This window comes from Bacteroides zoogleoformans (assembly GCF_002998435.1).
GTDB classification, from domain to species: Bacteria; Bacteroidota; Bacteroidia; order Bacteroidales; family Bacteroidaceae; genus Bacteroides; species Bacteroides zoogleoformans.
Genome location: NZ_CP027231.1, coordinates 2,127,882 through 2,150,527 on the forward strand (window position 1 = coordinate 2,127,882; position 22,646 = coordinate 2,150,527).

The window sequence follows — 22,646 nt, forward strand, 5'->3', positions numbered from 1 at the left end:
TTTTTTTTGAAAGGAACTTCGTCAGCATACTTGACTCAATTTTCATGCCATAATGTTAATCTGTTGTATATTAGTGTGATATGATTTTAAAGGTGTGTTCGTTATCGGACACCCCGTTCGCTTTTGGCGGGCGAATACTTGTTTTTCCGGTCAAATCTTCGTTCTTTTGCCTTGTCATTATGGAACATAAGGAACACATATTGGAAGACAAGGAGTTCGGGCGTATGCTTATTCGCATCAATGCCCGTGCGCGTCGTCTCATCTTTCGGACGAGGGAAGACGGTGTCCACGTCACGGTGCCTCCCGGAACGTCTCTTGCCGAGGTGAAGAGAGCTTTGGAGGAGCTTCGTCCGCGCTTGAGGGCTGCCGGAGAGAAACAGAACCGCAAGTTGATAGATTTGGATTACCGTATCGATACGGAGTTCTTTAAGCTGACTTTGGTGGCAGGGCAGAGGGCACGTTTCTTGTCCCGTTCGGAGTTAGGCGAAATGGAGATTATCTGTCCGCCGGATGCGGATTTCTCGGACAGAAACCTGCAATCTTGGTTGCGCAAGGTGATTGAGGAGGCCCTGCGGCGTAATGCGAAGATTGTTCTTCCTCCCCGTCTGTATATGCTTTCCGTGAAGCACAACCTGCCTTATAAGAGTGTGAAGATTAACTCCAGCAGCGGGCGTTGGGGCAGTTGTTCCATGCGTGGCAACATCAATCTTTCCTATTATTTGGTTCTTCTTCCCAAGCATCTGATAGATTACGTATTGCTTCATGAGTTGGCGCATACCCGCGAAATGAACCACGGCGAACGCTTTTGGGCTTTATTAGACAAGCTGACGGAGGGCAGAGCGGAAGCCTTGCGCATGGAATTGAAGCAATATCGCACGGAGTTTTGAGGTGTGCGTGCCTCCGGCTGTCAGTCCTGCGTCTGCGACAGTTGTTTCACCTCTCCGTTCTCTTTTTCGAACCGGTAGTTGCCTCCCTTCTCGCTCAATTCAAACAAGAAGAGCCGGTCGGTGAGGTTGTCCACAATCATCAGTGCGCTTTGTTCAGCAAAGCGCTTCACTTCCATTTCAAACGGTTCTTCCGTGATTCTCAGCTTTGTCAGCAGGCTGTCGTTGACGAGCAGGGAGAGCGAGTCACCGGCGAACCCTTTGGTCAGTGTGATGGTGTATGTCTCTGCGAAGCTTCGGTTCTCCTCTTTCTTTTGCTGCAACCTCATACTCATGTAAACGAAGATGACGACTACAAAAATCACGGCGAAAGCAAGGATGCCGTTACCTACCATAAACTGCTTGTTGGTGTTCAGACGGTGTGTCATAGTTGGAGTTTGTTTAGAGAATGCTGCAAATGTAGCGAATAAATTCGGATTGACTGCTTTTCAGTGTATAATAGAATGAGGAAAGGGGAGCGGATGTACCGATTGTTTATCATGCCCGAAACCTCTTTCTTCGAGAGAAACGGGGATGCGCTCCATCCCTCGCCAGAAACACTTCTGAGAGGGGTTGACCAAAGTATTATATAGATACCCTAAGTATAGGACTTAGGTAGCCTCGATACGGAACTGATCCTCTTTCTTCTTTTTCGTCTTCTCTTGCCTCTTTCAAGCGCTCTTTTTTTGGTAATATTTTTCGCAGTGAATGCCTTTTCTTTCCGAGAGTGGGAATCTGTACTTTTAAGTAGATTTAATAATGTAATAATTACAATTTGTGCTATCTTTGCCCCACAATGGTTTCGGGCGGATTTTCCCGCCGTCCGGATTAAAAGGGAATCGGGTGGAAATCCCGGACAGTCCCGCTGCTGTGAAGCTCCGCCGAAATTTCCGGCACAACCTGTTGCCACTGCATTCTTGAAAACAGCGTTTGAGATTGCGGGAAGGCGTTGGAAACGAGGAGTCAGTCAGAAGACCTGCCATTCTCGAAAAGCCGGTTCCGCTCGTGGGATTAGGGAACGGTGGCAAACTGTGTACGAGTATTTTTATTCAAATCTAAAAACATCACATGCAGATAGTTAAAAGGAATGGGACTGTGGAGTCCTATAACAGAGAGAAAATAGCCATTGCCATACGCAAAAGTTTTGTTGGCACGGGCAAGGACATTACTGACGAAGCCCTTCATGCCGTAACCGATGAAGTGGAGCAGTTCTTGAACCGGAACGAAGACAAACGTGCGGTGGAGTGCATTCAGGACGAGGTGGAGCGCAGTTTGATGGAACACGGCTTCTATGCCGAGGCCAAAAGCTACATACTTTATCGCTGGCAGCGCACCGAACGGAGGAAAGCCCTCACGCAGATTGTCAATGGAACAAAAGACGAGGCCATAGTCGATGTGCTGAAAGAGATACAAAACGACTTTCCGGGAAGTGAATACAGCCTGAACGTCTTGGCCGAGAAGTTCGCAGGCTTCTGCAAGCCCGACATGGCGGCCGAAGAACGGCTGGCGATGCTCATCAAGGCTGCCGTGGAACTCACCACGCAGGAAGCTCCCGACTGGGAGTTTATCGCCGCCCGGCTGCTCAACTTCCGTATGACGAAAGAACTGAAAGTGCAGACGGAGAAAGCGGATGTCCAATCCTACTACGACAAACTATGCTATCTCACGGACGAGGCTTTGTACGGCAGCTATATACTCAATGCCTATTCGAGGCAAGAGATAGAAATGGCCTTCGGCTTTATCCGTCCCGAACGCGACAAGCTCTTCAACTATTCGGGGCTGGACTTGCTCTATAAGCGATACCTCATCCGCACACGCTCGGCGGAGCTGATGGAGTCGGTGCAGGAAATGTTTCTGGGCATCGCCTTGCATCTGGCCCTGCCCGAAAAGCACGACCGGTTGCAGTGGGTGAAGAAATTCTACGATATGCTGAGCCTGCTGGAAGTGACCATGGCAACGCCCACCCTTTCCAATGCCCGGAAGCCCTACCATCAGCTCTCCAGTTGCTTTATCGATACCGTGCCCGACAGCCTCGAAGGCATATACCGCAGCATCGACAACTTTGCCACCGTAAGCAAGTTCGGCGGCGGCATGGGCATGTACTTCGGCAAGGTGCGCGCCACGGGTGGAAACATCCGGGGCTTCAAAGGCGTGGCCGGAGGTGTCATCCGCTGGATGAAGCTGGTGAACGACACTGCCGTGGCCGTCGACCAATTGGGAATGCGGCAGGGTGCCGTGGCCGTCTACCTCGATGTTTGGCACAAAGACCTGCCCGAATTCTTGCAGCTCCGCACCAACAACGGAGACGACCGCATGAAGGCGCACGACATTTTTCCCGCCGTGTGCTATCCCGACCTCTTCTGGCAGATGGCGAAAGAAGACCTGAACAACCAATGGCACCTGTTCTGCCCCAATGAAATCATGACCGTGAAAGGCTATTGCCTCGAAGATTATTACGGAGAAGAGTGGGAGCGGAGGTATCGGGACTGCGTGAACGACCCGCGCCTATCCCGCCGCAGCATGAGCCTGAAAGACATCGTGAGGCTGATACTCCGTTCCGCCGTGGAGACAGGCACACCCTTTACTTTTAACCGTGATACGGTGAACCGGGCCAACCCCAATCCCCATAAAGGCATCATCTACTGCTCCAACCTCTGCACGGAGATAGCGCAGAACATGTCGGCCATCGAATCCGTCTCTACCGATATCCGGACGACGGATGGCGATACGGTGGTGGTGAAGACGGTCCGCCCCGGCGACTTTGTGGTCTGCAACCTTGCCAGCCTCTCGTTGGGGCACTTGCCTTTGGAGGATGAGGAGCGCATGCAGGAAAAGGTGGCAACCGTGGTCCGGGCATTGGACAACGTCATCGACTTGAACTTCTACCCGTTGCCTTTCGCGCAAATCACGAACCACCGCTACCGCAGCATCGGTCTGGGCGTCAGCGGCTATCACCATGCGCTCGCCCTGCGCGGCATCCGTTGGGAGAGCGAAGAACATCTCCGCTTCATGGATAAGGTGTTCGAGCGCATCAACTATGCCGCCATCCGTGCCAGCATGGAGCTGGCCAAGGAGAAAGGAAAGTACGCCTGTTTTGAAGGAAGCGACTGGCAGACGGGCAGCTACTTCGTCAAGCGCGGATACGATTCGCCCCAATGGAGGCAACTGGCGGCGTCCGTTGCCACAGAGGGGATGCGGAACGCTTATCTTCTGGCCGTTGCCCCCACCAGCAGCACCGGCATCATTGCCGGAACCACGGCGGGCATCGACCCGGTGATGAAACGTTTCTTCCTCGAAGAGAAAAAAGGAGCCATGCTTCCGCGGGTGGCGCCCGGCCTCTCCGACAAAACCTATTGGCTCTACAAAGACGCCTATCTGCTGGAACAATCGTGGAGCGTGCGTGCTGCGGGCATCCGCCAACGGCATATAGACCAGGCGCAAAGCATGAACCTGTACATCACCAACGAATTCACCATGCGCCAACTTTTGAATCTCTATCTGCTGGCTTGGGAGTGCGGAGTGAAGACCGTATATTACGTCCGCAGCAAGTCCTTGGAAGTAGAAGAATGTGAAAGTTGTGCATCCTAACCAAAACGAACGATTATGGAAATAAAAAAACTGAAAAAGAACGCTCTTTTTAATCCCGAAGGCGATATCGAACTCCGCTTCAGGAAAATGATTGGCGGCAATACGACCAATCTGAACGACTTCAACAACATGCGCTACAAGTGGGTGAGCGACTGGTACCGGCAGGCCATGAACAACTTCTGGATACCCGAAGAAATCAATCTCACTCAAGACATAAAGGATTATCCCCATCTGGAGAAAGCCGAACGCACGGCCTACGACAAGATTCTGAGTTTCCTTGTTTTCCTCGACTCGCTTCAAAGCAACAACCTGCCTACCATAAGCGAATACATCACGGCAAACGAAGTGAATCTCTGTCTGCACATACAAGCCTTTCAGGAGTGCGTACACAGCCAGAGCTACAGCTATATGCTCGACTCTATTTGCAGTCCGGAAGAACGTAACGACATCCTCTATCAATGGAAAACGGATGAACATCTGCTGAAGCGAAACACGTTTATCGGCAATTGTTACAATGATTTTCAGAATAGTCAGGACGGTTTCACGCTGATGAAGACGCTGATTGCCAACTACATCCTCGAAGGCATTTACTTTTATAGCGGCTTCATGTTCTTCTATAACCTGAGCCGCAACGGCAAGATGTCGGGCTCGGCCCAAGAGATACGCTATATCAACCGCGACGAGAACACCCATCTGTGGCTGTTCCGCAACATCATCTTGGAACTGAAGAAAGAAGAACCCGAACTCTTCACTCCCGATAAGATAGGCGTGTACGAAAGCATGATGCGCGAAGGCGTGAGGCAGGAGATAGAGTGGGGGCAATACGTCATAGGCGACGACATACAGGGACTCAACAAGCAGATGCTGGAGGAATATATCTTTTATCTCGGCAACCTGCGTTGGCACAGCTTGGGCTTCGGCTTCTTGTACGAAGACCATCGCAAGGAGCCTGAGAGCATGCGCTGGGTGTCGCAATACTCCAATGCCAATATGGTGAAGACCGACTTTTTTGAAGCTAAAAGCACGACCTATGCCAAGAGTACTGCTTTAGAGGATGATTTGTGATTCTTGTTGCCTCTCCCCCGTCAGTTCCTTTACTACTTATAGTTGGTGTAAAAAATGAAATCAAAACTTGCAAACAGAAAAAAGCACGATGACATGAAGATGCAGTAGTCCGTTGCAACAGCATCTTCATGGCGTAAAAATAAAAGTCGTGGAGAATTTGATATAAATCAATTGGTTTTAGCCCGGAAGTTAACTACTTTGTAGTATATTTCTTAAGACTATATCATGAAAAGATTAATCCTTTCTCTTTTTGCTCTCTGCATGCTCTTGGGGGCAAAGGCGCAGTTCTCCGCTTTGAGGGCGCAAAGTAAGGTCGTGACCGACAGTATCTATAGCAAGGTGTTGGGTGCGAACCGGCAGTTTACCATCTATCTTCCTAAGAGTTATGACACAGATGCTACAAGAAAGTATCCCATACTTTACTTGTTGCATGGCATGATGGGCGTCAACACCAGCTGGTTCACCGATCAACGGGTGAAGGATGTAATGGATCAGCTGGTGGCTTCCGGCGAGGCCCGTGAAATGATCATCGTCTCTCCCAATGCCGGAGGCAATATCTATGCAGGTGTATGGAACGGCTATTTCAACATGCCGAGGTGGGCGTATGAAGACTTCTTCTACAAAGAGTTCCTCCCGTATATCGAGAAGACGTACCGGGTGGCGCGCGATAAACAGCACCGTGCCATCGCAGGCCTTTCGATGGGTGGAGGTGGAGCGACAAGCTATGCGCAACGCTATCCGGACATGTATTGCGCCGCTTATGCGATGAGTGCCTTGATGAATATTCCGGTGGGTTCGGAGAATCCGTCACCTAATCCGGACGACAAGATGAGCCTGTTGACGAAGTCGGTGATGGAGCATAGTTGCGTGAAGTATGTAGAAGAGGCTGACGATGCACGTAAAAAGCAGTTGCGCTCCGTACAGTGGTTTGTGGATTGTGGTGACGATGATTTCCTGCTCGACCGCAACATCGAGTTCTTCCAAGCCATGCGCAAGGCACAGATACCTTGTCAGTTCCGTGTACGCGATGGCGGACACATTTCCGAGTATTGGCATTCGGCACTCTACATTTGCCTGCCTTTTGTCTCCCGCTGTTTTGGAAAATAGAAGAGACGGGCTGCTTTGCCTGACCAATTGGTGTAGTGACACACTATAAACACATAATATTTAAAAATATAACGATTAAATAGTGCATAATGAAAAGATTTTCTCTTTTATCAGCCTTGTTGCTGATGTGTGCGATGACTTTTGCACAGCAAGCTCTCTGGGGAGGCGCCCCGGTTGTCTCACCGGAGATACACGACGACAACACCGTTACGTTTCGTCTGAAAGCGCCGAAAGCGGTGAAAGTACAAATCACCGGCGATTTTCTGCTCACACAGAAAATCAAGACACCTTTCGGAGAGTTTGATGGCCCGGGTGTGGCCGATTTGAAAGAAGGTAAGGACGGTATATGGGAATTTACCACTCCCGAACCTCTGAAGCCGGAGCTTTACAGCTACTCCTTTATCGTAAATGATTTGAAGATGATGGACCCGGGCAACGTCTACATGATTCGCGACGTGGCTTCCGTAACCAATGTATTCATCATCGGTGGAGAACGCGCCGATTTGTATAAAGTGAACAAAGTGCCTCACGGAACAGTAAGCCGTATGTGGTACAATAGCCCTACATTGGGTATGGAACGCCGACTGACTGTTTACACTCCTGCCGGTTATGAAACAAGCGGCAAGCGTTATCCCGTATTCTACCTGCTTCACGGCATGGGAGGCGACGAAGAGGCTTGGATTGCACTTGGACGTACCGCACAAATTCTCGACAACCTGATTGCTCAGGGCAAGGCCAAACCGATGATTGTCGTGATGACCAATGGAAATGCCGTACAGGAAGCCGCACCGGGCGAATCGTCTTTGGGCTTTGTCGCTCCTGACATGCAGTTACCCAAAACGATGGAAGGTTCGTTTGAGACCGCTTTCCCCGATGTGGTGAAGTTCATCGACAAGAATTTCCGTACTGCTGCCAACAAGAAGAACCGGGCCATTGCCGGATTGTCCATGGGAGGTTTTCACTCCATGCACATTTCCAAGCAATATCCCGACATGTTCGATTATATAGGCCTATTCTCTGCGGCCATCATGCCCAATAAAGATGCCAAGTCGCCAGTGTACGAAGACATGGAGGCCAAGCTGAAGGTTCAGTTCTCCAAGAAGCCGGCTCTCTACTGGATTGCCATCGGCAAGACCGACTTCCTGTACAAGGCCAATGAAGACTATCGCAAACTGCTGGACGAGAAAGGCTGTAACTATTCCTATTATGAGACCGGAGAAGGACATATCTGGAAGAACTGGCGTATCTACTTGACGGAGTTTGTACCGCAGTTATTCAAATAACCCTTTTAATAAACTTATATCATGAAGAAACACTTTATAAACTCCTGATAGGTGCTTCTTCGCGCGACATCAAAACGGATCTGAGTGCCGATGTGGCTGCCTTGACACAGAAAACAAACAGATTGCTGAAGTTGAAAGAATCCATCGCCACCCTGAAAAAATAACAAAACCGACCCTAAAAAGCATCCTGCCATACCCTTCGGTGTGGCAGGATGTCGCTATATTTGCAAACATCAAACCAATATTATAACCATGAAAAAGAAATTAATCTTATCATTAGCCCTATCCGGCTTAGTACTGACTTCCGCGGCGCAGACCACCGTTAAGCCTGCCATCCCGAGAGATGAGAAGATAGAAAGGCAGATTGAAACACTGCTGAAGAAGATGACATTGGACGAGAAAGTGGGGCAGATGTGCGAACTCACCATCGACGTGTTGCAGAAGCAAGCCAACCCTTTCGCAGGCATTGACCCGAAAGACATCACGCCCGACCGACTGAAAGAAATTGTCCGCCGGTATAAGCTCGAGAAAGAGTTCAAGATAGGCAAGGAAATGCCGGAGCAGGATGTCATGATGAAACTCTACATGCGCATTCAGGAGATAGAAGGCGCCAAAGGCTTCCAATTGGACGAAGCAAAGCTCGACTCCGTGATTGGAAAATACAAAGTCGGATCCATCCTGAATGTGCCCTCCGGTGTGGCGCAGAGCGTGGCGAAGTGGCAGGAAATCATCAAGCGCATTCAGGAGAAGTCTATGCAGGTGATGGGCATTCCTTGTATATACGGTGTCGATCAGATACATGGAACCACCTACACGCTGGGCGGAACGCTCTTCCCCCAAGGCGTCAACATGGGAGCCACCTTCAATCGCCCGTTAACGCGCGAAGGCGCACGCATCTCCGCTTACGAGACAAAGGCGGGAAGCATCCCTTGGACGTACGCTCCGGTGACCGACCTCGGGCGCGATCCTCGCTGGCCGCGCATGTGGGAAAACTATGGAGAAGACGCCTACCTGAATGCCGAGATGGGGCGCGAGTCCGTCATCGGTTTTCAAGGAGACAACCCCAACCTGATTGGAGTAGACCGTGTGGCCGCCTGTATGAAGCACTTCATGGGCTATGGCGTTCCCGTATCGGGCAAAGACCGCACACCCTCATCGATCACTCTGCAGGACATGCGCGAGAAACATTTTGCCCCTTATCTCGAAATGGTAAGAAACGGAGCACTCTCCGTCATGGTGAATTCCGCCATGAACAACGGTCTGCCCTTCCATGCCAACTACGAGCTGCTGACCAAGTGGCTGAAGGAAGATCTCGATTGGGACGGCCTGATTGTGACCGACTGGGCCGACATCGACAACCTCTGGAAGCGCGACCACATAGCCAAAGACAAGAAAGAAGCCATCAAGCTTGCCATCAATGCCGGTATTGACATGTCCATGGACCCTTACGATTGGAACTTCTGTCCGCTGCTCAAGCAACTGGTGCAAGAGGGTGAAGTGCCCATGAGCCGCATCGATGATGCCGTGCGCCGCGTGCTGCGTATGAAGCTCCGCCTCAACCTGTTCGAGAAGCCTTATTATGATTCGAAGGACTTCCCCCTGTTCGGCAGTGCCGAGCATGCCGCCGCCGCATTGCAGGCAGCCGAAGAATCGTTGGTGCTTCTGAAGAATGCGGACGGCATTCTGCCCTTGAGCAAAGGCCGAAAGCTGCTGATTACAGGCCCTAACGCCAACTCTATGCGCTGCCTCAACGGTGGCTGGTCTTACTCTTGGCAGGGTGACAAGGCCGATGAACATGCTGCGGCCTACAATACGATTCTCGAAGCTTTCACCCATAAGTTCGGCGCCGATAATATCATCTACGAAGCCGGTGTCACCTATAAGCAGGGAGGTAACTGGTGGGAAGAAAATGCTCCCAAGATAGAGAAAGCAGTGGCTGCCGCCGCCGGTGCCGACTGCATCGTTGCCTGCATCGGAGAGAATTCTTACTGCGAAACGCCCGGCAACCTGACGAACCTTGCGCTCTCTCAGCATCAGCTTGACTTAGTGAAGGCGCTTGCCAAGACCGGAAAACCCATCATTCTGATTCTGAACCAAGGCCGTCCTCGCCTGATAGCCGACATCGAGCCTTTGGCCAAAGCCGTTGTCAACACCATGCTCCCGGGCAACTACGGTGGCGACGCATTAGCCAACCTCGTGGCAGGCGACGCTAACTTCAGCGGAAAACAGCCTTTTACCTATCCCAAGGAAATCAACTCGTTGATTACGTACGACTACAAGCCCTGCGAGCACATCGGCCGGCAGATGGAGGGCGCTTATAACTACGACGCGCAGGTTTCCGTGCAGTGGCCTTTCGGCTACGGGTTGAGCTACACCTCTTTTGCATACAGCAACTTGAAAGTGGACAAGCCAAACTTCACGGCCGACGACGTACTGACCTTCACCGTTGATGTGAAGAATACCGGTAACCGCATTGGTAAGGAAAGCGTTCTGCTGTTCAGCAGTGACCTTGTGGCTTCACTCACCCCCGACATCCGCCGTCTTCGCGCTTTCGAGAAGGTGGAGCTGAAGCCGGGCGAGACAAAGACCGTGACCCTGAAAGTGAAAGCCTCCGACCTTGCCTTTGTGGGTTATGACGGCAAGTGGATTCTGGAGAAAGGCGATTTCCGCATACAGGCAGGCGACCGCATCCTGAATGTGGCTTGCACGGACACCAAGAAGTGGGAAACGCCGAACAAATAAGAAGGTAAGTAGCTGGCGTATATCGTAGTGCCAAGCGCAAATAACGCGAAGGGTGCGGTTCAAGAAAAAGAACCACATCCTTCGCTTTTTTGTACCATAGGGTTTAAGTGTGCTCACTTTGTTTCACTGGCGAGGCATCCCATCTCGTCAATACTCATTCGCTTGCCATCGGGTAGGGTGACTGTGATCTCATACTTATGGCTGATGGCCTCTACGCTGACATGGCTGCCCAGAGGCAGTGCGTTTAGTTCCTCCTTTGTCAGACCGAAAGCTTCGATGGTGGCGTGATAGCGACCGTGCTTGGCGTATTCTTCCTCTTGTGCGTAGAACAGCATCCACAGGAAGCGCTCCACGGGATAGGTGTCCGGGTAGCGGAAAGCCTCGGGAGCGGCACTGCCTGCGGTGAGGCCGGAGAGGTAGACGTAACCCCAACGTTCGGGCATGTGCATGGCTACTTGACCCGTAGGTCCCCACGTCCAGTTGTCTTCGGGCAGGAACTTGCCGTCGGCTCCTTGCTTGCGGCGATAGCGGCCGTCCTTGTCCGTGACGTGTTGCCACTGCACGCGCGAGAAACCGATGCGCAGGTAGCGGCCCGCTTGCAGGCAGTTGTCGAACTCTGCGGCGATGGCTTCGCGGGGGATGGCCATCTCCACGCTCCAACCGCGGTCGGTGTCGCCCGGGCGGTTCAGACTGCCGTCTACGTGCGTGGCTATCCGAAAGCCGGGGCAGTTCCACTGGAACTGCACGTGTGGGCGGCGGGGTGCGCGGTAGGGCTTCTCCAGAAAGAGGTCGAACACGGTACAGAGGGCGTTGGCTTCGATTTCATAGTAGTGGTGCCCGTCTCCATCCGGGTCAATGAACACCTCGAAATCGTTGTTGTAGTAAACGATGGTGTCGCGCTGCCTCAGATCGGCCCATACATCGGGCTCTTGCAGCTCGGCGGCGATGTATAGGTAGCGGTCGTCCCAAAGCATCCTTGCCTGCGTGCGGAGCCGTGGGGTGGGATATCCCTCTCCGCTGATGTCCGTAAAACGGGTGATGAGAGGGGCATGCTGCCATACCGCTTCATCGGGGATGCCGTCGATGCAGATCGTATCGGTGGTGCGCAGACATACGTAGCCTTCGGGTTGTGTCAGGAATCTGCCGTATCGCTCGGTCAGCGGTTGTGCCGTGACAGAGATTATTGTGGCTGTCAATAAAAGGCAGTATGATAAGAAGAGTTTTTTCATTATGAAAAAAGAGTTTGGTTAAGAATAAGGATAAACCGCGTCATCCGTTTCATCTGCGTCTGAGAAATCAGTTCACCGAAATCACCTGCCCTTCGCCTCGATAGAGTTTGATAGGGCCATCGAGCAATACGGCAATGACGGTAATCTGCTCGTCCAAGCACTCTTCGGGCACGTCGATGTAGACGATGCCGGGAACGGAACTCCAATACAGCTTGTTGTACACCTTATGGTTCAGCATGCTGCCGTTGCCCACCACCCATGTACGGTGCACGGTGTTGGCGATGCCTTTCAGCTCGATGGGGCCGTTAGGACGATTGGGCAGATAAAGGTAAAGGATGTTTCCTTCGCGGTTCAGTGTGGTATATCCTCCGTGGAAATGCTCGGCCGGGATGCCCGCACGGGTTTCGTAGATGGCCTCTTTGTGCTTGGATGTCCAACGTCCGAATTCTTTCAGTATCTCCACTTGCCGGGGCGGAATGGTTCCGTCGGCTTTGGGACCGATGTCCAGCAGCATGTTTCCTCCCATGCTGAGGCAGTCCACGAAGGAGCGCAGCAACATCTGCGGGGTCTTGTAGTTGGTGTCGGTGGGTTGGTAGCCCCAAGAGTCGTTCATGGTGTAGCACAGTTCCCAATACTTCTCTTTGGGACGTACCACGGGTACGCCCTGCTCGGGAGTGGCATAGTCGCCGTAACCCTGTATGCGCGAATTGATGATGACATCCGGATTGGGTGTTCGCAGCAGCTCTACGATGCCTTTGGAGTTCCAGTCTTCGGCAGACTGTTCCCAATCGCCGTCGAACCAATAGAGGTCGGGCTTATAGGCACTGTTCAATTCTTTCAGTTGTGCGAAGTTGAATGTGCAGAACGATTGCCACCGTACCGGGTCGTCCTTGATGTCATAGCGCTTCGTGGTCTTGGTCTTGTTGGGGTAGTCGTCGCGGCTCCAGTCAAGCAGCGAGTAGTAAAGTCCGAGGCGAAGCCCTTGGCGGTGCACTTCATCGGTGAAAGGGGTAAGCAGGTCGCGTTTGGCAGCGGATGTCTTCTTGGCACTCAGTTGCCCTGCTTTCGTGTCCCACAGGGCGAAGCCGTCGTGATGTTTGGTGGTGATGACCGTATATTTCGCTCCGCTCTCTTTGATAAGTTTCACCCACTCTTCGGGTTTATACTTTTCGGCTTTGAATCCACCCTGTTGTTTCATGTACTCTTCGTAAGGCAGGTAGTCGTTGTAGAACGACCAGCTTTCGGACACTCCCCCTACGGCATAGATGCCCCAGTGGATGAATATGCCCAGCTTGGCCTTGTCGAACCACTCCATGCGGCGGTGATACGCCTCGTCTTTCTCTTCCGTCGGCCGGGGCTGTGCCGACACGCTGCCTCCCATGCACAAGAGGAGAAGGACAGCCGCCCATTTCTTCGTATTTTTCATTGTGAACAATATAGGTTTGATAATCAGGCAGTGAAAGTATGCCTTTTTTCTCAGAGTGGCAAAAAATAAACAGTATATTTTAAAAACTTGTCATCTCTTGGTGGCTGTATGCATGTGATGCGACTCATAAATGCCTTCAGCAATAAGAGCCCTCAGAATAATAAGAACCATTAGAAATCTATGAAGAGGCCCGGCCCATCCGCTTCCTTCCTATTGTCGATAAGCGGACTTTTCCTACATTTGTAGAAGAAGACGTTGAGAAGGGCTTGTTGGAGGAGCCGGTGATATGGATTGAAAGAGAAAAATGTTGTATGAAGAAGTTTCTTGCGACTTTTTGTTTCTTAGTGTTGGACTTATACGTTGTTTGTCTGCTTTTTTCCTTATCTTCGCAGCAATACTCTATAAAACTGTATATTATGAATAAAATTACTTGTCTTCTGTTGTCTCTTTTTTTATTATCGTCTGCCTTGTCTGTTTCGGCCAAGAAGCATCCGGCCATGGGCGATCTGACACTTCGTGTATTTGATAAGACGCCCGTTTGTTTCCGTCCCGATACCTTGAAAGGCTATAACGAACCGGATGCCGACGGAGTGATACGTCTGGTGAACGGGCGCATCATCCTGAAGAAAATCCATTTGCCCTCTTATCGCCGTAACGTCAGGGTGGCGGCAACGGTGAGCGTGGAGTCGAACGGAGACCGTTGGGACAAAACCGGATCGTGCTTTGTGTTGCCCAAGGAATCGGTCATCAATATGTTGGGCGTAGCGCGCGACGAGCAGCACTATCCGGAGACGGATACCGCCCGTGTGGAGTTGTTCAAAGGTATAGTGTCTGGCGCAGGCTACTTTCCTGCCATAGAACTGATGCGGTTCATGACACCTTTCGGCGTAGGTTTTTACAGTGGTGGAGATGATGAAAAGGCTTCGTTGCGCCGACCGGTCTATATAGACGGATGGGCTCCGCGGGCAGAATGGACGCAGGATGTCACGGATCGCTTTTCCAGCCTGGAAGGTGAGGCTTATGTGGGGATTTTTATTGACACATGGACTGCCGAGGGGTATGTGGCTTCTTTGACGCTGGAAGTGAAAGAGTCGGCCATTCCGGAGGATGCTTTACTTCGTACACGGGTGTTGCCGCTCATCAATACCGTGCCGTACGTGGGGCAGTCGTTGCCCGACCTGTTTGCCCGTCGCAGTGTGACGGTAGATGCCGAGGTGCCGGCAAAGGCGAAGAACCTGCGTCTGCAATACATCGCCACCGGACATGGTGGACATTCGGGTGGCGATGAGTTTACGCAGCAACTCAATATTGTGCGGGTGGATGGCGATACGGTGATCCATTTTGTGCCTTGGCGCACGGATTGCGCTTCGTTCCGTCGTTTCAATCCCACGTCGGGAGTATGGCTGGTGAAGCGAAAGGCGGCCTATATAGGCGAGAAAGGGTATGAGACGAAAGAGATAGAAGAGGCACTTGCCTCGTCTGACCTATCGCGTTCCAACTGGTGTCCTGGTTCGGACGTATGGCCGGTGGCGGCTTGTCTAAAACATCTGAAGCCGGGCAGCCATATCTTTGCTTTCAGCATTCCGAATGCACAACCCGCCAAAGGTGAAGAACTGAACCATTGGCTCATCTCGGCCTATCTGGTGTGGGAGGAATAGTCGACGCTCTTCTTTGGAGACTGTTTTGATTTTATTTCAGAAAGTGCCAATAACACTTTAAAAAGAAAACAAAAACCGTTTCTAATTCTCGAACATGCGGCTGCGAGCCAGTAAGCAGGCACCCACTACACCGGCCCGTTCTTTCAGCTTGGAAGACGTCACGATGGAATCTTTGTTCACCAAATTCAGTGAATACTTTTTGATGGCCGTCCGTATGGGTTGGATGAGATAGTCGTCGGCCAGCGATAAAGTTCCGCCTATGATGACCATCTCCGGATTGAAAAGGTTTATCAGCCCTGCGATGTGCTTGCCCAACTCTTGTCCTATCTCCTCTATGATTTCGATGCAGAGCATGTCTTCCTTGTTCACCGCTTCTATAATCTCGTCAAGCGTCAATGGCGACTCTTTGGAAGCGACACGGCTCGATAGGATGGACTTTTCGTTTTTTGCTATGCGTTCAAGCAATATGCGGTGCATGGCCACCCCCGAGGCTTGCGTTTCCAGACAACCTTTTTTCCCGCAATGGCACAGAATCTCGTTGTCGAAAGCATGCATGTGTCCGAATTCACCGGAGAAGCCCGATTTGCCAATATAGATTTTTCCGTCAATGATGATGCCGATGCCCAGTCCCCAACTGACATTGACGAAGATGACGTTCTTCTCTCCCTTTACGCACCCTTGCAGGAATTCTCCGTAGGTCATGGCACGCGTGTCGTTGTCGATGCATACTTGGAACCCGAGTTTCTCGGTCAGGATTTCGGCCAGTGGACGTTCGGAGAAGTTGAATTGGCTGAAGCTGTAGCCCGATTCGGGATTCACGCGACCGGATATGTTAATGTTGATGTTCAGTATCTTACCGGTATCAATGCTTGTCTTGGAAATAAACTTGTTGATGAGGCGGCATAGCTCCTCCAATGCCTCGGGGGTATTTTCCAATCGGTAAGGGATGCCCATCTTTTGCTCCACCATGTCTCCTTTGAAGTTGATGATGCCGATGTTAATGGAAAACTTCTTGATGTCTACGCCCACGAAGTAGCCCGATGCCGGATTCAGTCCGTAGAGGCTGGGGTGGCGTCCGCCGCTTGTCTCCAGTTTGCCGTAGTCATTGATGTAACCTTCCTCGCACATTTCGCTGATAAACTTCGTGACGGTGGGTACACTGAGCCCGAGCTCTTTGGACAAGTCTGTAATCGTCGCACTTCCATTATATATATAATATTTAATGAATTTCTTCTTGATGAGTGCGTTTTTACTGCCTAATTCTATTTCCTTTAAAAGTTGCTGATGCATGGTCTTCTTCATTATTTTCAAGATTGTTGTGTTTCTGCAAAAATACGTTTTTTTTCATTGTCTTGAAAATTTTATTCTTTGTTTTATTAAATATGATACTGTATTTAAATTATTTGTATATTTGCCTTTGTTATAAATCTTATTAATCAGAATAAAAGCATGATTGTTTCTAATTTGCAAAACAGCAATCGGATAGAAGGACTTCATCCGTTGTTTCCCCGGCTTTTCGAGTATGTGAAAACGCACGACTTGCTTCATGCCCCTTTGGGTAGGATAGAGATAGACGGCGACCACCTCTTTATCAACAACGTGAACCCTGCATGCGTTTCGCAGGCGGAGCAGCCGCTCGAGGTTCATCGTGCTTATATTGACGTGCATATATTGCTGGAAGGTGCCGAACGAATCGGCTGGAAAGCATTGGAGGATGTGACCGACGAAAAACAACCGTATGCCGAGGAGGGAGACTGTGCACTCTATGGCGATGCGCCTTCCGTTTTCGTTGACCTCAAACCCCATGAGTTCCTCATTGTCTATCCCGAAGACCCGCATGCCCCCCTGATAGGGACGGGGAAGATTCGCAAACTCATTGCGAAGGTGAAGCTCTGATCTTGGCGGAAACGTTTTTTTAAAGTCTTTTTCATACTCTGTTTGTCCTGATTTTTTGACATCTCTTCTAATTCCGTAACGGTCTTGTAATCAAAAGGTTATTGAAGGAGTATCTTAGTCGTATACTTAAGTTGATTCAACCCGTTGGCGGAATTAAATCAGTGCGTACTTAATCCTACCTATGGGTTTGTTGTTAATGTAATTGATGTATTGTAATGCAGTCAGGGCACTGACTTTGCCCACTATTCGGGCAAAAAGGCCGCATGTTTCTTTTGCGTAGTTCCTGATGACGAGGAACTGGTCTGTAAGTTGTGAGAACAGAGTTTCAATCCTCTTTCTTGCCTTTGCAAAAGGAATGAAGGCCGGCTTCCAGTTCTTTTGGTTGAGCCTGTAGGGACACTCAAGCCTGATGTTGGCCGTCTCGAAGAGGTCAAGCTGGATTTCCGCTCCGATATATCCCTTGTCACCGAATATGCTACAATCGTGGTAAAGCGGCTTGATGTCATTCAGATAGTTGATGTCGTGAACACTCGCCTTGGACAGGTCGTATGAATGTATGACACCGCTTAAGCCACAGAGTGCGTGAAGTTTATATCCGAAGAAGTAACTGCCTTGGGATGCACAATAACCGAAGTCAGGGGCTTTGTGGAAATCACCAATACGTCCCATCTTACATCTCTTACCACGAGCCACACGGCACACTTCTATTGGCTTTGAGTCTATGCAGAAGTAATCCTCGCCACCATCTATATGATTGGCCATGCGGCTGCGTATCTGCTCACAAAGACCACTAACCAACTTGCGGCGGTCGTTGAACTGACGGCGGGAGATAAGGTTGGGGATGGAAGAACGGCACTCCTTCAACTTCGCTTCAAACAGCCAGTTCTCGCTGTCTATCTCCTCAGCCTCGGCAGCCATGCTCAATGCGATGACTTCCAAATCGGAGAAACGAGGCACAGGGCCTGGACGACGAACATTTCCAGCTTCAGTAACTAAATCTTCGGAGAATTCCTTGCATATCTCCAGAATTTTGACGAACTTTGTATACAAGTTGCACATAACGAGATTATATAACTTAAATATTGAATACTCTAAGTTACTAAAAATCTGCGATATATGCAACTTTTTCTTATACATTTTGCCAACTATTTAATTCCGCCAACGGGTTGATTCAGTATATGACTGAGATACCCCTTAAGTATAGGACTGTGTTCGAAAGGTTTTTTATTATAATGAATTTTCCAAATATCCATTCTGTCTCGAAGCTAAAACGGCATGGACTTTCGCGTCTGTTGGAATGCTGTCTCTTGGTTGTTTAGAAAATATTGGGATATTTAATTAAATATTTTATCAAACACTGCGGTTGTTATTGAAAATATTCATATATTTGTCCCGTTGATATAATCTATATGAATATAAAAACATCTACACATGAAGAATAAGAATGTATATCCGTGGGTGGTAGTGGGTTTGCTATGGGTTGTGGCGTTGCTCAACTACATGGACAGGCAGATGCTTTCCACTATGCAGGAAGCCATGAAGGCAGATATTGCGGAGTTGAACAAAGCAGAGGCATTTGGCGCGCTGATGGCCATTTTCCTCTGGATTTACGGTCTTTTGAGTCCCGTGGCCGGTATGGTTGCTGACCGTGTGAACCGCAAGTGGCTGGTGGTGGGCAGTTTGTTCGTATGGTCGGCTGTCACGTCGCTGATGGGATATGCCGACAGCTTCAGGGAACTCTACTGGCTGCGTGCTCTGATGGGCGTCAGTGAGGCGCTATACATACCTGCTGCGCTCTCTCTGATTGCCGATTGGCATGTGGGGAAGTCCCGCTCGTTGGCCATCGGTATACACATGACGGGATTGTACATGGGTCAGGCCATCGGCGGTTTTGGTGCAACGATTGCGGCGATGTTTTCGTGGCACACCACGTTCCATTGGTTCGGCTTCATCGGCATGGCCTATTCGCTGGTGCTGATGCTGGCCTTGCGCGAGAATCCGGTGCATGGCTCGGTGAAGAAACCGGAAGGTGCGCCTGCGGCGGCGAAACCAACGCTGTTGGGCGGGTTCAGCATGCTCTTCTCCATGTGGGCTTTTTGGATTATCTTGTTCTACTTTGCGGCTCCCAGTCTGCCGGGGTGGGCCACAAAGAACTGGCTGCCTACGCTATTCTCCGATAGTCTGGGCATTCCGATGTCCGAGGCCGGGCCTATCTCCACGATCACCATTGCAGTGTCGTCGTTCATCGGTGTGATTGTGGGCGGCATCTTGTCCGACCGCTGGGTGCAACGCAATGTGCGCGGACGTGTATATACGGGTGCCATCGGTCTGGGCATGACCATACCTGCACTTGTTCTCTTGGGCTTCGGCCACAGTTTCCCGGCTGTTGTGGGAGCGGGATTACTCTTCGGTGTGGGCTACGGCATTTTCGATGCTAACAACATGCCCATCCTCTGCCAGTTTGTACCCACCCGTCTTCGTGCTACGGCCTACGGTATCATGAACATGACGGGCGTCTTTGCCGGCGCTGCCGTGACGCAACTGTTGGGTAAGTGGACCGACGGCGGAAGTCTGGGGCTGGGCTTCGCCATGCTGGGCGGTGTGGTGCTGGTGGCCTTGGCGCTTCAGGTGTTCTTCCTGCGCCCCACCACGGACAATATGGAATAAAGAAACTTATTTGCCAATTATATAAATAAAAGAATATGAAAAAGATTATTGGACTGATTGATGCGCCGTTTACTCCTTTTTACGAGAATGGTGAGGTGAACTACGAACCCATTGCGGCTTATGCCGAGATGCTGCACAAGAACGGGTTGCAGGGTGTATTTATCAACGGTTCTTCGGGCGAGGGCTATATGCTGACTGACGAAGAGCGCATGCGCTTGGCCGAGCGTTGGGTGGCCGAAGCTCCCGAAGGATTCAAAGTGATTGTGCATGTGGGTAGCTGCTGTGTGAAGTCGAGCCGTGCCTTGGCCGAGCATGCCGCTAAAATAGGTGCGTGGGGCATCGGTGCCATGGCTCCTCCTTTCCCCAAGATAGGCCGAATCGAAGAGTTGGTGAAGTACATCGAGGAGATTGCCGCAGGCGCTCCCGGGCTGCCTTTCTACTACTATCATATCCCTACCTTCAACGGCGCTTTCCTGCCGATGGTGAAACTGCTGGAAGCGGTAGATGGCCGCGTGCTCAACTTTGCGGGCATCAAATATACGTTCGAGAGCATCTACGAATACAATCAATGCCGTATGTACAAGGGCGGTAAGTTCGATATGTTGCACGGACAGGACGAAACCATCCTGCCCAGCCTTGCCATGGGCGGTGCACAGGGCGGCATAGGCGGTACCACCAATTACAACGGCCGCGAACTGGTAGGCATCATCGAAGCATGGAAAGCCGGTGATTTGGAGACGGCACGCGAACGCCAGAACTTCTCGCAAGAGGTGATTAACGTCATCTGCCGTTATCGCGGCAACATTGTCGGCGGTAAGCGCATCATGAAACTCATCGGCTTGGATTTGGGTAAAAACCGCACGCCTTTCCAGAACATGACCGACGAGGAAGAAGCGCAGATGAAAGCCGAATTGGAAGTCATCGGTTTCTTTGATCGTTGCAATAAGTTCTAAGATGTAGATACCATGAATGTGACTGAATATCTAAAGACGTGGGCCGACTCTTATAAGCACGACTTGACGACCGACATTCTGCCTTTCTGGTTGACCAACGGCCTTGACCACGTGCATGGCGGCGTGTACACTTGCCTCGACCGTGAAGGTCGGCTGATGGACAGCACCAAGTCGGTGTGGTTCCAAGGGCGTTTCGGGTTTGTGGCTGCCTATGCCTACAATCAAGTAGAGCGCAACCCCGAGTGGCTGGCTGCTTCGAAAAGTTGCATTGACTTCATCGAAGCTCACTGTGCCGACGCTGACGGACACATGTATTTTGAGGTGGCCGCCGACGGCACTCCGCTTCGCAAGCGTCGCTATGTGTTCTCCGAGTGCTTCACGGCGATAGCCATGTCCGAGTATGCTATTGCGTCGGGTGACAAACGCTATGCCGAAAAGGCTCTTGAGCTGTTCAAACGGATTCAGAGGTTTCTTGCTACCCCCGGCTTTTTGGAACCCAAGTATCTGCCTGCCTTGCAAGCACGCGGACACTCCATCACCATGATTCTCATCAACACCGCTTCCCGCATTCGGGCAGCCATTGACGACCCTATACTTAACACACAGATAGACGAATCGCTCAACGCCATCCGCCGCTACTTCATCCATCCCGAATTCAAGGCATTGCTCGAAATGGTAGGTCCTGAAGGAGAATTCATTGACACCTGCAACGGCCGCCTGATAAACCCCGGCCATTGCATCGAAACAGCTTGGTTCATTCTGGAGGAGGCTCGATACCGCAATTGGGAGAAGAGCCTGACGGACATGGCCTTGCAGATACTCGACTGGTCGTGGCAGTGGGGCTGGGACAAGGAATACGGCGGCATCATCAACTTCCGTGACTGTCGTAACCTGCCGGTGCAGGACTATTCGCAGGACATGAAGTTCTGGTGGCCGCAGACCGAAGCCATCATAGCCACACTCTATGCCTATCAGGCCACGAAGGATGAGAAGTATCTGGCCATGCACAAGCAAATCAGCGACTGGACGTATGCTCACTTTCCCGACAAAGAGTGCGGAGAGTGGTATGGCTATCTGCATCGCGACGGCACGGTGGCACAACCCGCCAAAGGCAATATTTTTAAAGGGCCTTTCCACATTCCCCGCATGATGATTCGTAGTTATTCGTTGTGTAATGGCATCTGTAACGATATTTACCATGAAAAATAAAAATCACTTGGACCTGTCCCTGGCTTCCTATGGCGAAGTCAGGGACTTGACGTACGATTTGGTTGTGCTACCTTGGGGAGCCACCGAGCCTCACAATCTCCATCTGCCTTATCTGACCGATGCAATCTTGTCGCATGCCGTGGCTGTGGATGCCGCTGAAAAGGCCTTGCAGCTGTACGGAGTGCGTTGCATGGTGTTGCCTCCCGTCACGTTAGGCTCTCAGAATCCGGGACAACGAAGCCTCAAATTTTGTATCCATGCCCGCTATGAAACGCAAAAAGCAGTGTTGGCCGACACGGTGGCCTCGCTTCATGCGCAAGGATTTCATAAGCTCGTCCTCATCAATGGGCACGGGGGTAACAACTTCAAGAACATGATTCGTGACTTGGCAGTAGATTATCCCGACTTCTTGATTGCCTCCGGCGAGTGGTTTGCAGTGTTATCCGCCAAAGAATATTTCGATGCTCCCGGCGACCATGCCGACGAGGTGGAAACTTCCGTCATGATGCATTATTATCCCGAGTTGGTAGATCTTTCCATGGCAGGCCCCGGAGTTTATAAACCGTTTGCTTTATCGGCTTTGCGTGAAAAGGTAGCTTGGATGCCGCGAGATTGGGGTCGGGCAACCGAAGATACGGGTATCGGAGATCCGTCACTTTCTACGGCTGAGAAAGGAAAACGCTTTGCGCAAGCAGTATCCGATAAATATGCCGAGTTGTTTGCCCAGCTGGCACGTGCACATTTCCCGGAGGAGTTTTATTAAAAGGTTATTTCGAGGATTGCTTACCGAGACTCCTACGTCGCAAAGACAGGATTGCTCTTGACTTTTTCTTATTACTTAGACATATAAATCCCGATTTATATCTAACTTTGCACTCTCATTTATAATGTGAATAGAGA

The 22,646-nt window shown here is 50.8% G+C and carries 17 protein-coding genes and 1 riboswitch; of the genes, 12 read left to right on the top strand and 5 right to left on the bottom strand.

The genetic code is table 11. The features are described from left to right. Positions 1–179 precede the first annotated feature (179 nt). Positions 180–887, top strand: a complete 708-nt coding sequence (locus tag C4H11_RS08780; RefSeq protein ID WP_317045981.1) for a YgjP family zinc-dependent metalloprotease — start codon at positions 180–182, stop codon at positions 885–887. Positions 888–907: 20 nt separating this feature from the next. Here the strand turns inward: C4H11_RS08780 and C4H11_RS08785 are convergent, their stop codons facing one another. Next, positions 908–1,312 carry a hypothetical protein gene (locus C4H11_RS08785; protein WP_106041322.1) on the bottom strand — a complete coding sequence of 135 codons (405 nt, stop codon included), beginning with the start codon at positions 1,310–1,312 and terminating at the stop codon, positions 908–910. A gap of 391 nt (positions 1,313–1,703) precedes the next feature. Beyond that, positions 1,704–1,921, top strand: a riboswitch (cobalamin riboswitch). 70 nt (positions 1,922–1,991) lie between these two features. Here C4H11_RS08785 and C4H11_RS08790 point away from each other — a divergent pair. From C4H11_RS08790 to C4H11_RS08810, 5 genes are all read left to right on the top strand, one after another. Then, entirely contained in the window at positions 1,992–4,511 is a 2,520-nt protein-coding gene (locus C4H11_RS08790; RefSeq protein WP_106041323.1) for a ribonucleoside-diphosphate reductase subunit alpha, read from the top strand. 15 nt (positions 4,512–4,526) lie between these two features. Next, a complete protein-coding gene (locus C4H11_RS08795) occupies positions 4,527–5,576 on the top strand; it encodes a ribonucleotide-diphosphate reductase subunit beta (protein WP_106041324.1) in 1,050 nt (349 codons plus the stop codon). A gap of 225 nt (positions 5,577–5,801) precedes the next feature. Continuing rightward, the gene (locus C4H11_RS08800) at positions 5,802–6,683 is read left to right on the top strand and encodes an alpha/beta hydrolase (protein WP_106041325.1); all 882 of its coding nucleotides are present in this window, start codon (positions 5,802–5,804) and stop codon (positions 6,681–6,683) included. Positions 6,684–6,772: 89 nt separating this feature from the next. Further along, a complete protein-coding gene (locus C4H11_RS08805) occupies positions 6,773–7,966 on the top strand; it encodes an esterase (RefSeq protein ID WP_106041326.1) in 1,194 nt (397 codons plus the stop codon). 252 nt (positions 7,967–8,218) lie between these two features. Further along, a complete protein-coding gene (locus tag C4H11_RS08810; RefSeq protein WP_106041327.1) occupies positions 8,219–10,708 on the top strand; it encodes a glycoside hydrolase family 3 N-terminal domain-containing protein in 2,490 nt (829 codons plus the stop codon). 113 nt (positions 10,709–10,821) lie between these two features. Here the strand turns inward: C4H11_RS08810 and C4H11_RS08815 are convergent, their stop codons facing one another. Further along, the gene (locus C4H11_RS08815; RefSeq protein ID WP_106041328.1) at positions 10,822–11,937 is read right to left on the bottom strand and encodes a carbohydrate-binding family 9-like protein; all 1,116 of its coding nucleotides are present in this window, start codon (positions 11,935–11,937) and stop codon (positions 10,822–10,824) included. Between the two features lie 67 nt (positions 11,938–12,004). Continuing rightward, on the bottom strand, positions 12,005–13,318 hold the full coding sequence (locus C4H11_RS08820; protein WP_234819920.1) for an alpha-L-fucosidase: 1,314 nt from the start codon (positions 13,316–13,318) through the stop codon (positions 12,005–12,007). Positions 13,319–13,779: 461 nt separating this feature from the next. Between C4H11_RS08820 and C4H11_RS08825 the strand changes: the two genes are divergently transcribed. Beyond that, positions 13,780–15,021 (top strand): PNGase F N-terminal domain-containing protein, encoded by a 1,242-nt coding sequence (locus C4H11_RS08825; protein WP_106043283.1) that lies wholly within the window; start codon positions 13,780–13,782, stop codon positions 15,019–15,021. Between the two features lie 81 nt (positions 15,022–15,102). On the opposite strand, the gene C4H11_RS08830 is transcribed toward C4H11_RS08825, so the two are convergent. After that, positions 15,103–16,311: an ROK family transcriptional regulator gene (locus C4H11_RS08830; RefSeq protein ID WP_106043285.1), complete on the bottom strand. Its 1,209-nt coding sequence runs from the start codon at positions 16,309–16,311 to the stop codon at positions 15,103–15,105. Positions 16,312–16,470: 159 nt separating this feature from the next. On the opposite strand from C4H11_RS08830, the gene C4H11_RS08835 reads away from it, so the two are divergent. After that, positions 16,471–16,917 carry a YhcH/YjgK/YiaL family protein gene (locus tag C4H11_RS08835; protein WP_106041329.1) on the top strand — a complete coding sequence of 149 codons (447 nt, stop codon included), beginning with the start codon at positions 16,471–16,473 and terminating at the stop codon, positions 16,915–16,917. A gap of 153 nt (positions 16,918–17,070) precedes the next feature. Here C4H11_RS08835 and C4H11_RS08840 read toward each other — a convergent pair whose 3' ends face one another. Next, positions 17,071–18,054: an IS982 family transposase gene (locus C4H11_RS08840; RefSeq protein WP_106040391.1), complete on the bottom strand. Its 984-nt coding sequence runs from the start codon at positions 18,052–18,054 to the stop codon at positions 17,071–17,073. A 294-nt stretch (positions 18,055–18,348) separates the two neighbouring features. Here C4H11_RS08840 and C4H11_RS08845 point away from each other — a divergent pair, with 294 nt between their 5' ends. The 4 genes from C4H11_RS08845 to C4H11_RS08860 are packed head-to-tail and all read left to right on the top strand — an operon-like array spanning position 18,349 to position 22,509. Next, complete coding sequence (locus C4H11_RS08845) at positions 18,349–19,584, top strand: MFS transporter (RefSeq protein WP_106041330.1); 1,236 nt, start codon at positions 18,349–18,351, stop codon at positions 19,582–19,584. A gap of 35 nt (positions 19,585–19,619) precedes the next feature. Further along, positions 19,620–20,537, top strand: coding sequence for a dihydrodipicolinate synthase family protein (locus C4H11_RS08850; RefSeq protein ID WP_106041331.1), 918 nt, complete (start codon positions 19,620–19,622; stop codon positions 20,535–20,537). A 12-nt stretch (positions 20,538–20,549) separates the two neighbouring features. Then, a complete protein-coding gene (locus tag C4H11_RS08855) occupies positions 20,550–21,746 on the top strand; it encodes an AGE family epimerase/isomerase (RefSeq protein ID WP_106041332.1) in 1,197 nt (398 codons plus the stop codon). Continuing rightward, complete coding sequence (locus C4H11_RS08860) at positions 21,736–22,509, top strand: creatininase family protein (RefSeq protein WP_106041333.1); 774 nt, start codon at positions 21,736–21,738, stop codon at positions 22,507–22,509. The genes C4H11_RS08855 and C4H11_RS08860 overlap by 11 nt, the downstream gene beginning before the upstream one ends. The last annotated feature ends 137 nt before the right edge of the window (positions 22,510–22,646 follow it).

What these genes read in the sequence shown, in the direction of transcription:
- C4H11_RS08780 (WP_317045981.1), top strand. Translation starts at nt 180, where the DNA reads ATGGAACATAAGGAACACATATTGGAAGACAAGGAGTTCGGGCGTATG.
- C4H11_RS08785 (WP_106041322.1), bottom strand. Translation starts at nt 1,312, where the DNA reads ATGACACACCGTCTGAACACCAACAAGCAGTTTATGGTAGGTAACGGC.
- C4H11_RS08790 (WP_106041323.1), top strand. Translation starts at nt 1,992, where the DNA reads ATGCAGATAGTTAAAAGGAATGGGACTGTGGAGTCCTATAACAGAGAG.
- C4H11_RS08795 (WP_106041324.1), top strand. Translation starts at nt 4,527, where the DNA reads ATGGAAATAAAAAAACTGAAAAAGAACGCTCTTTTTAATCCCGAAGGC.
- C4H11_RS08800 (WP_106041325.1), top strand. Translation starts at nt 5,802, where the DNA reads ATGAAAAGATTAATCCTTTCTCTTTTTGCTCTCTGCATGCTCTTGGGG.
- C4H11_RS08805 (WP_106041326.1), top strand. Translation starts at nt 6,773, where the DNA reads ATGAAAAGATTTTCTCTTTTATCAGCCTTGTTGCTGATGTGTGCGATG.
- C4H11_RS08810 (WP_106041327.1), top strand. Translation starts at nt 8,219, where the DNA reads ATGAAAAAGAAATTAATCTTATCATTAGCCCTATCCGGCTTAGTACTG.
- C4H11_RS08815 (WP_106041328.1), bottom strand. Translation starts at nt 11,937, where the DNA reads ATGAAAAAACTCTTCTTATCATACTGCCTTTTATTGACAGCCACAATA.
- C4H11_RS08820 (WP_234819920.1), bottom strand. Translation starts at nt 13,318, where the DNA reads ATGGGAGGCAGCGTGTCGGCACAGCCCCGGCCGACGGAAGAGAAAGAC.
- C4H11_RS08825 (WP_106043283.1), top strand. Translation starts at nt 13,780, where the DNA reads ATGAATAAAATTACTTGTCTTCTGTTGTCTCTTTTTTTATTATCGTCT.
- C4H11_RS08830 (WP_106043285.1), bottom strand. Translation starts at nt 16,311, where the DNA reads ATGCATCAGCAACTTTTAAAGGAAATAGAATTAGGCAGTAAAAACGCA.
- C4H11_RS08835 (WP_106041329.1), top strand. Translation starts at nt 16,471, where the DNA reads ATGATTGTTTCTAATTTGCAAAACAGCAATCGGATAGAAGGACTTCAT.
- C4H11_RS08840 (WP_106040391.1), bottom strand. Translation starts at nt 18,054, where the DNA reads ATGTATAAGAAAAAGTTGCATATATCGCAGATTTTTAGTAACTTAGAG.
- C4H11_RS08845 (WP_106041330.1), top strand. Translation starts at nt 18,349, where the DNA reads ATGAAGAATAAGAATGTATATCCGTGGGTGGTAGTGGGTTTGCTATGG.
- C4H11_RS08850 (WP_106041331.1), top strand. Translation starts at nt 19,620, where the DNA reads ATGAAAAAGATTATTGGACTGATTGATGCGCCGTTTACTCCTTTTTAC.
- C4H11_RS08855 (WP_106041332.1), top strand. Translation starts at nt 20,550, where the DNA reads ATGAATGTGACTGAATATCTAAAGACGTGGGCCGACTCTTATAAGCAC.
- C4H11_RS08860 (WP_106041333.1), top strand. Translation starts at nt 21,736, where the DNA reads ATGAAAAATAAAAATCACTTGGACCTGTCCCTGGCTTCCTATGGCGAA.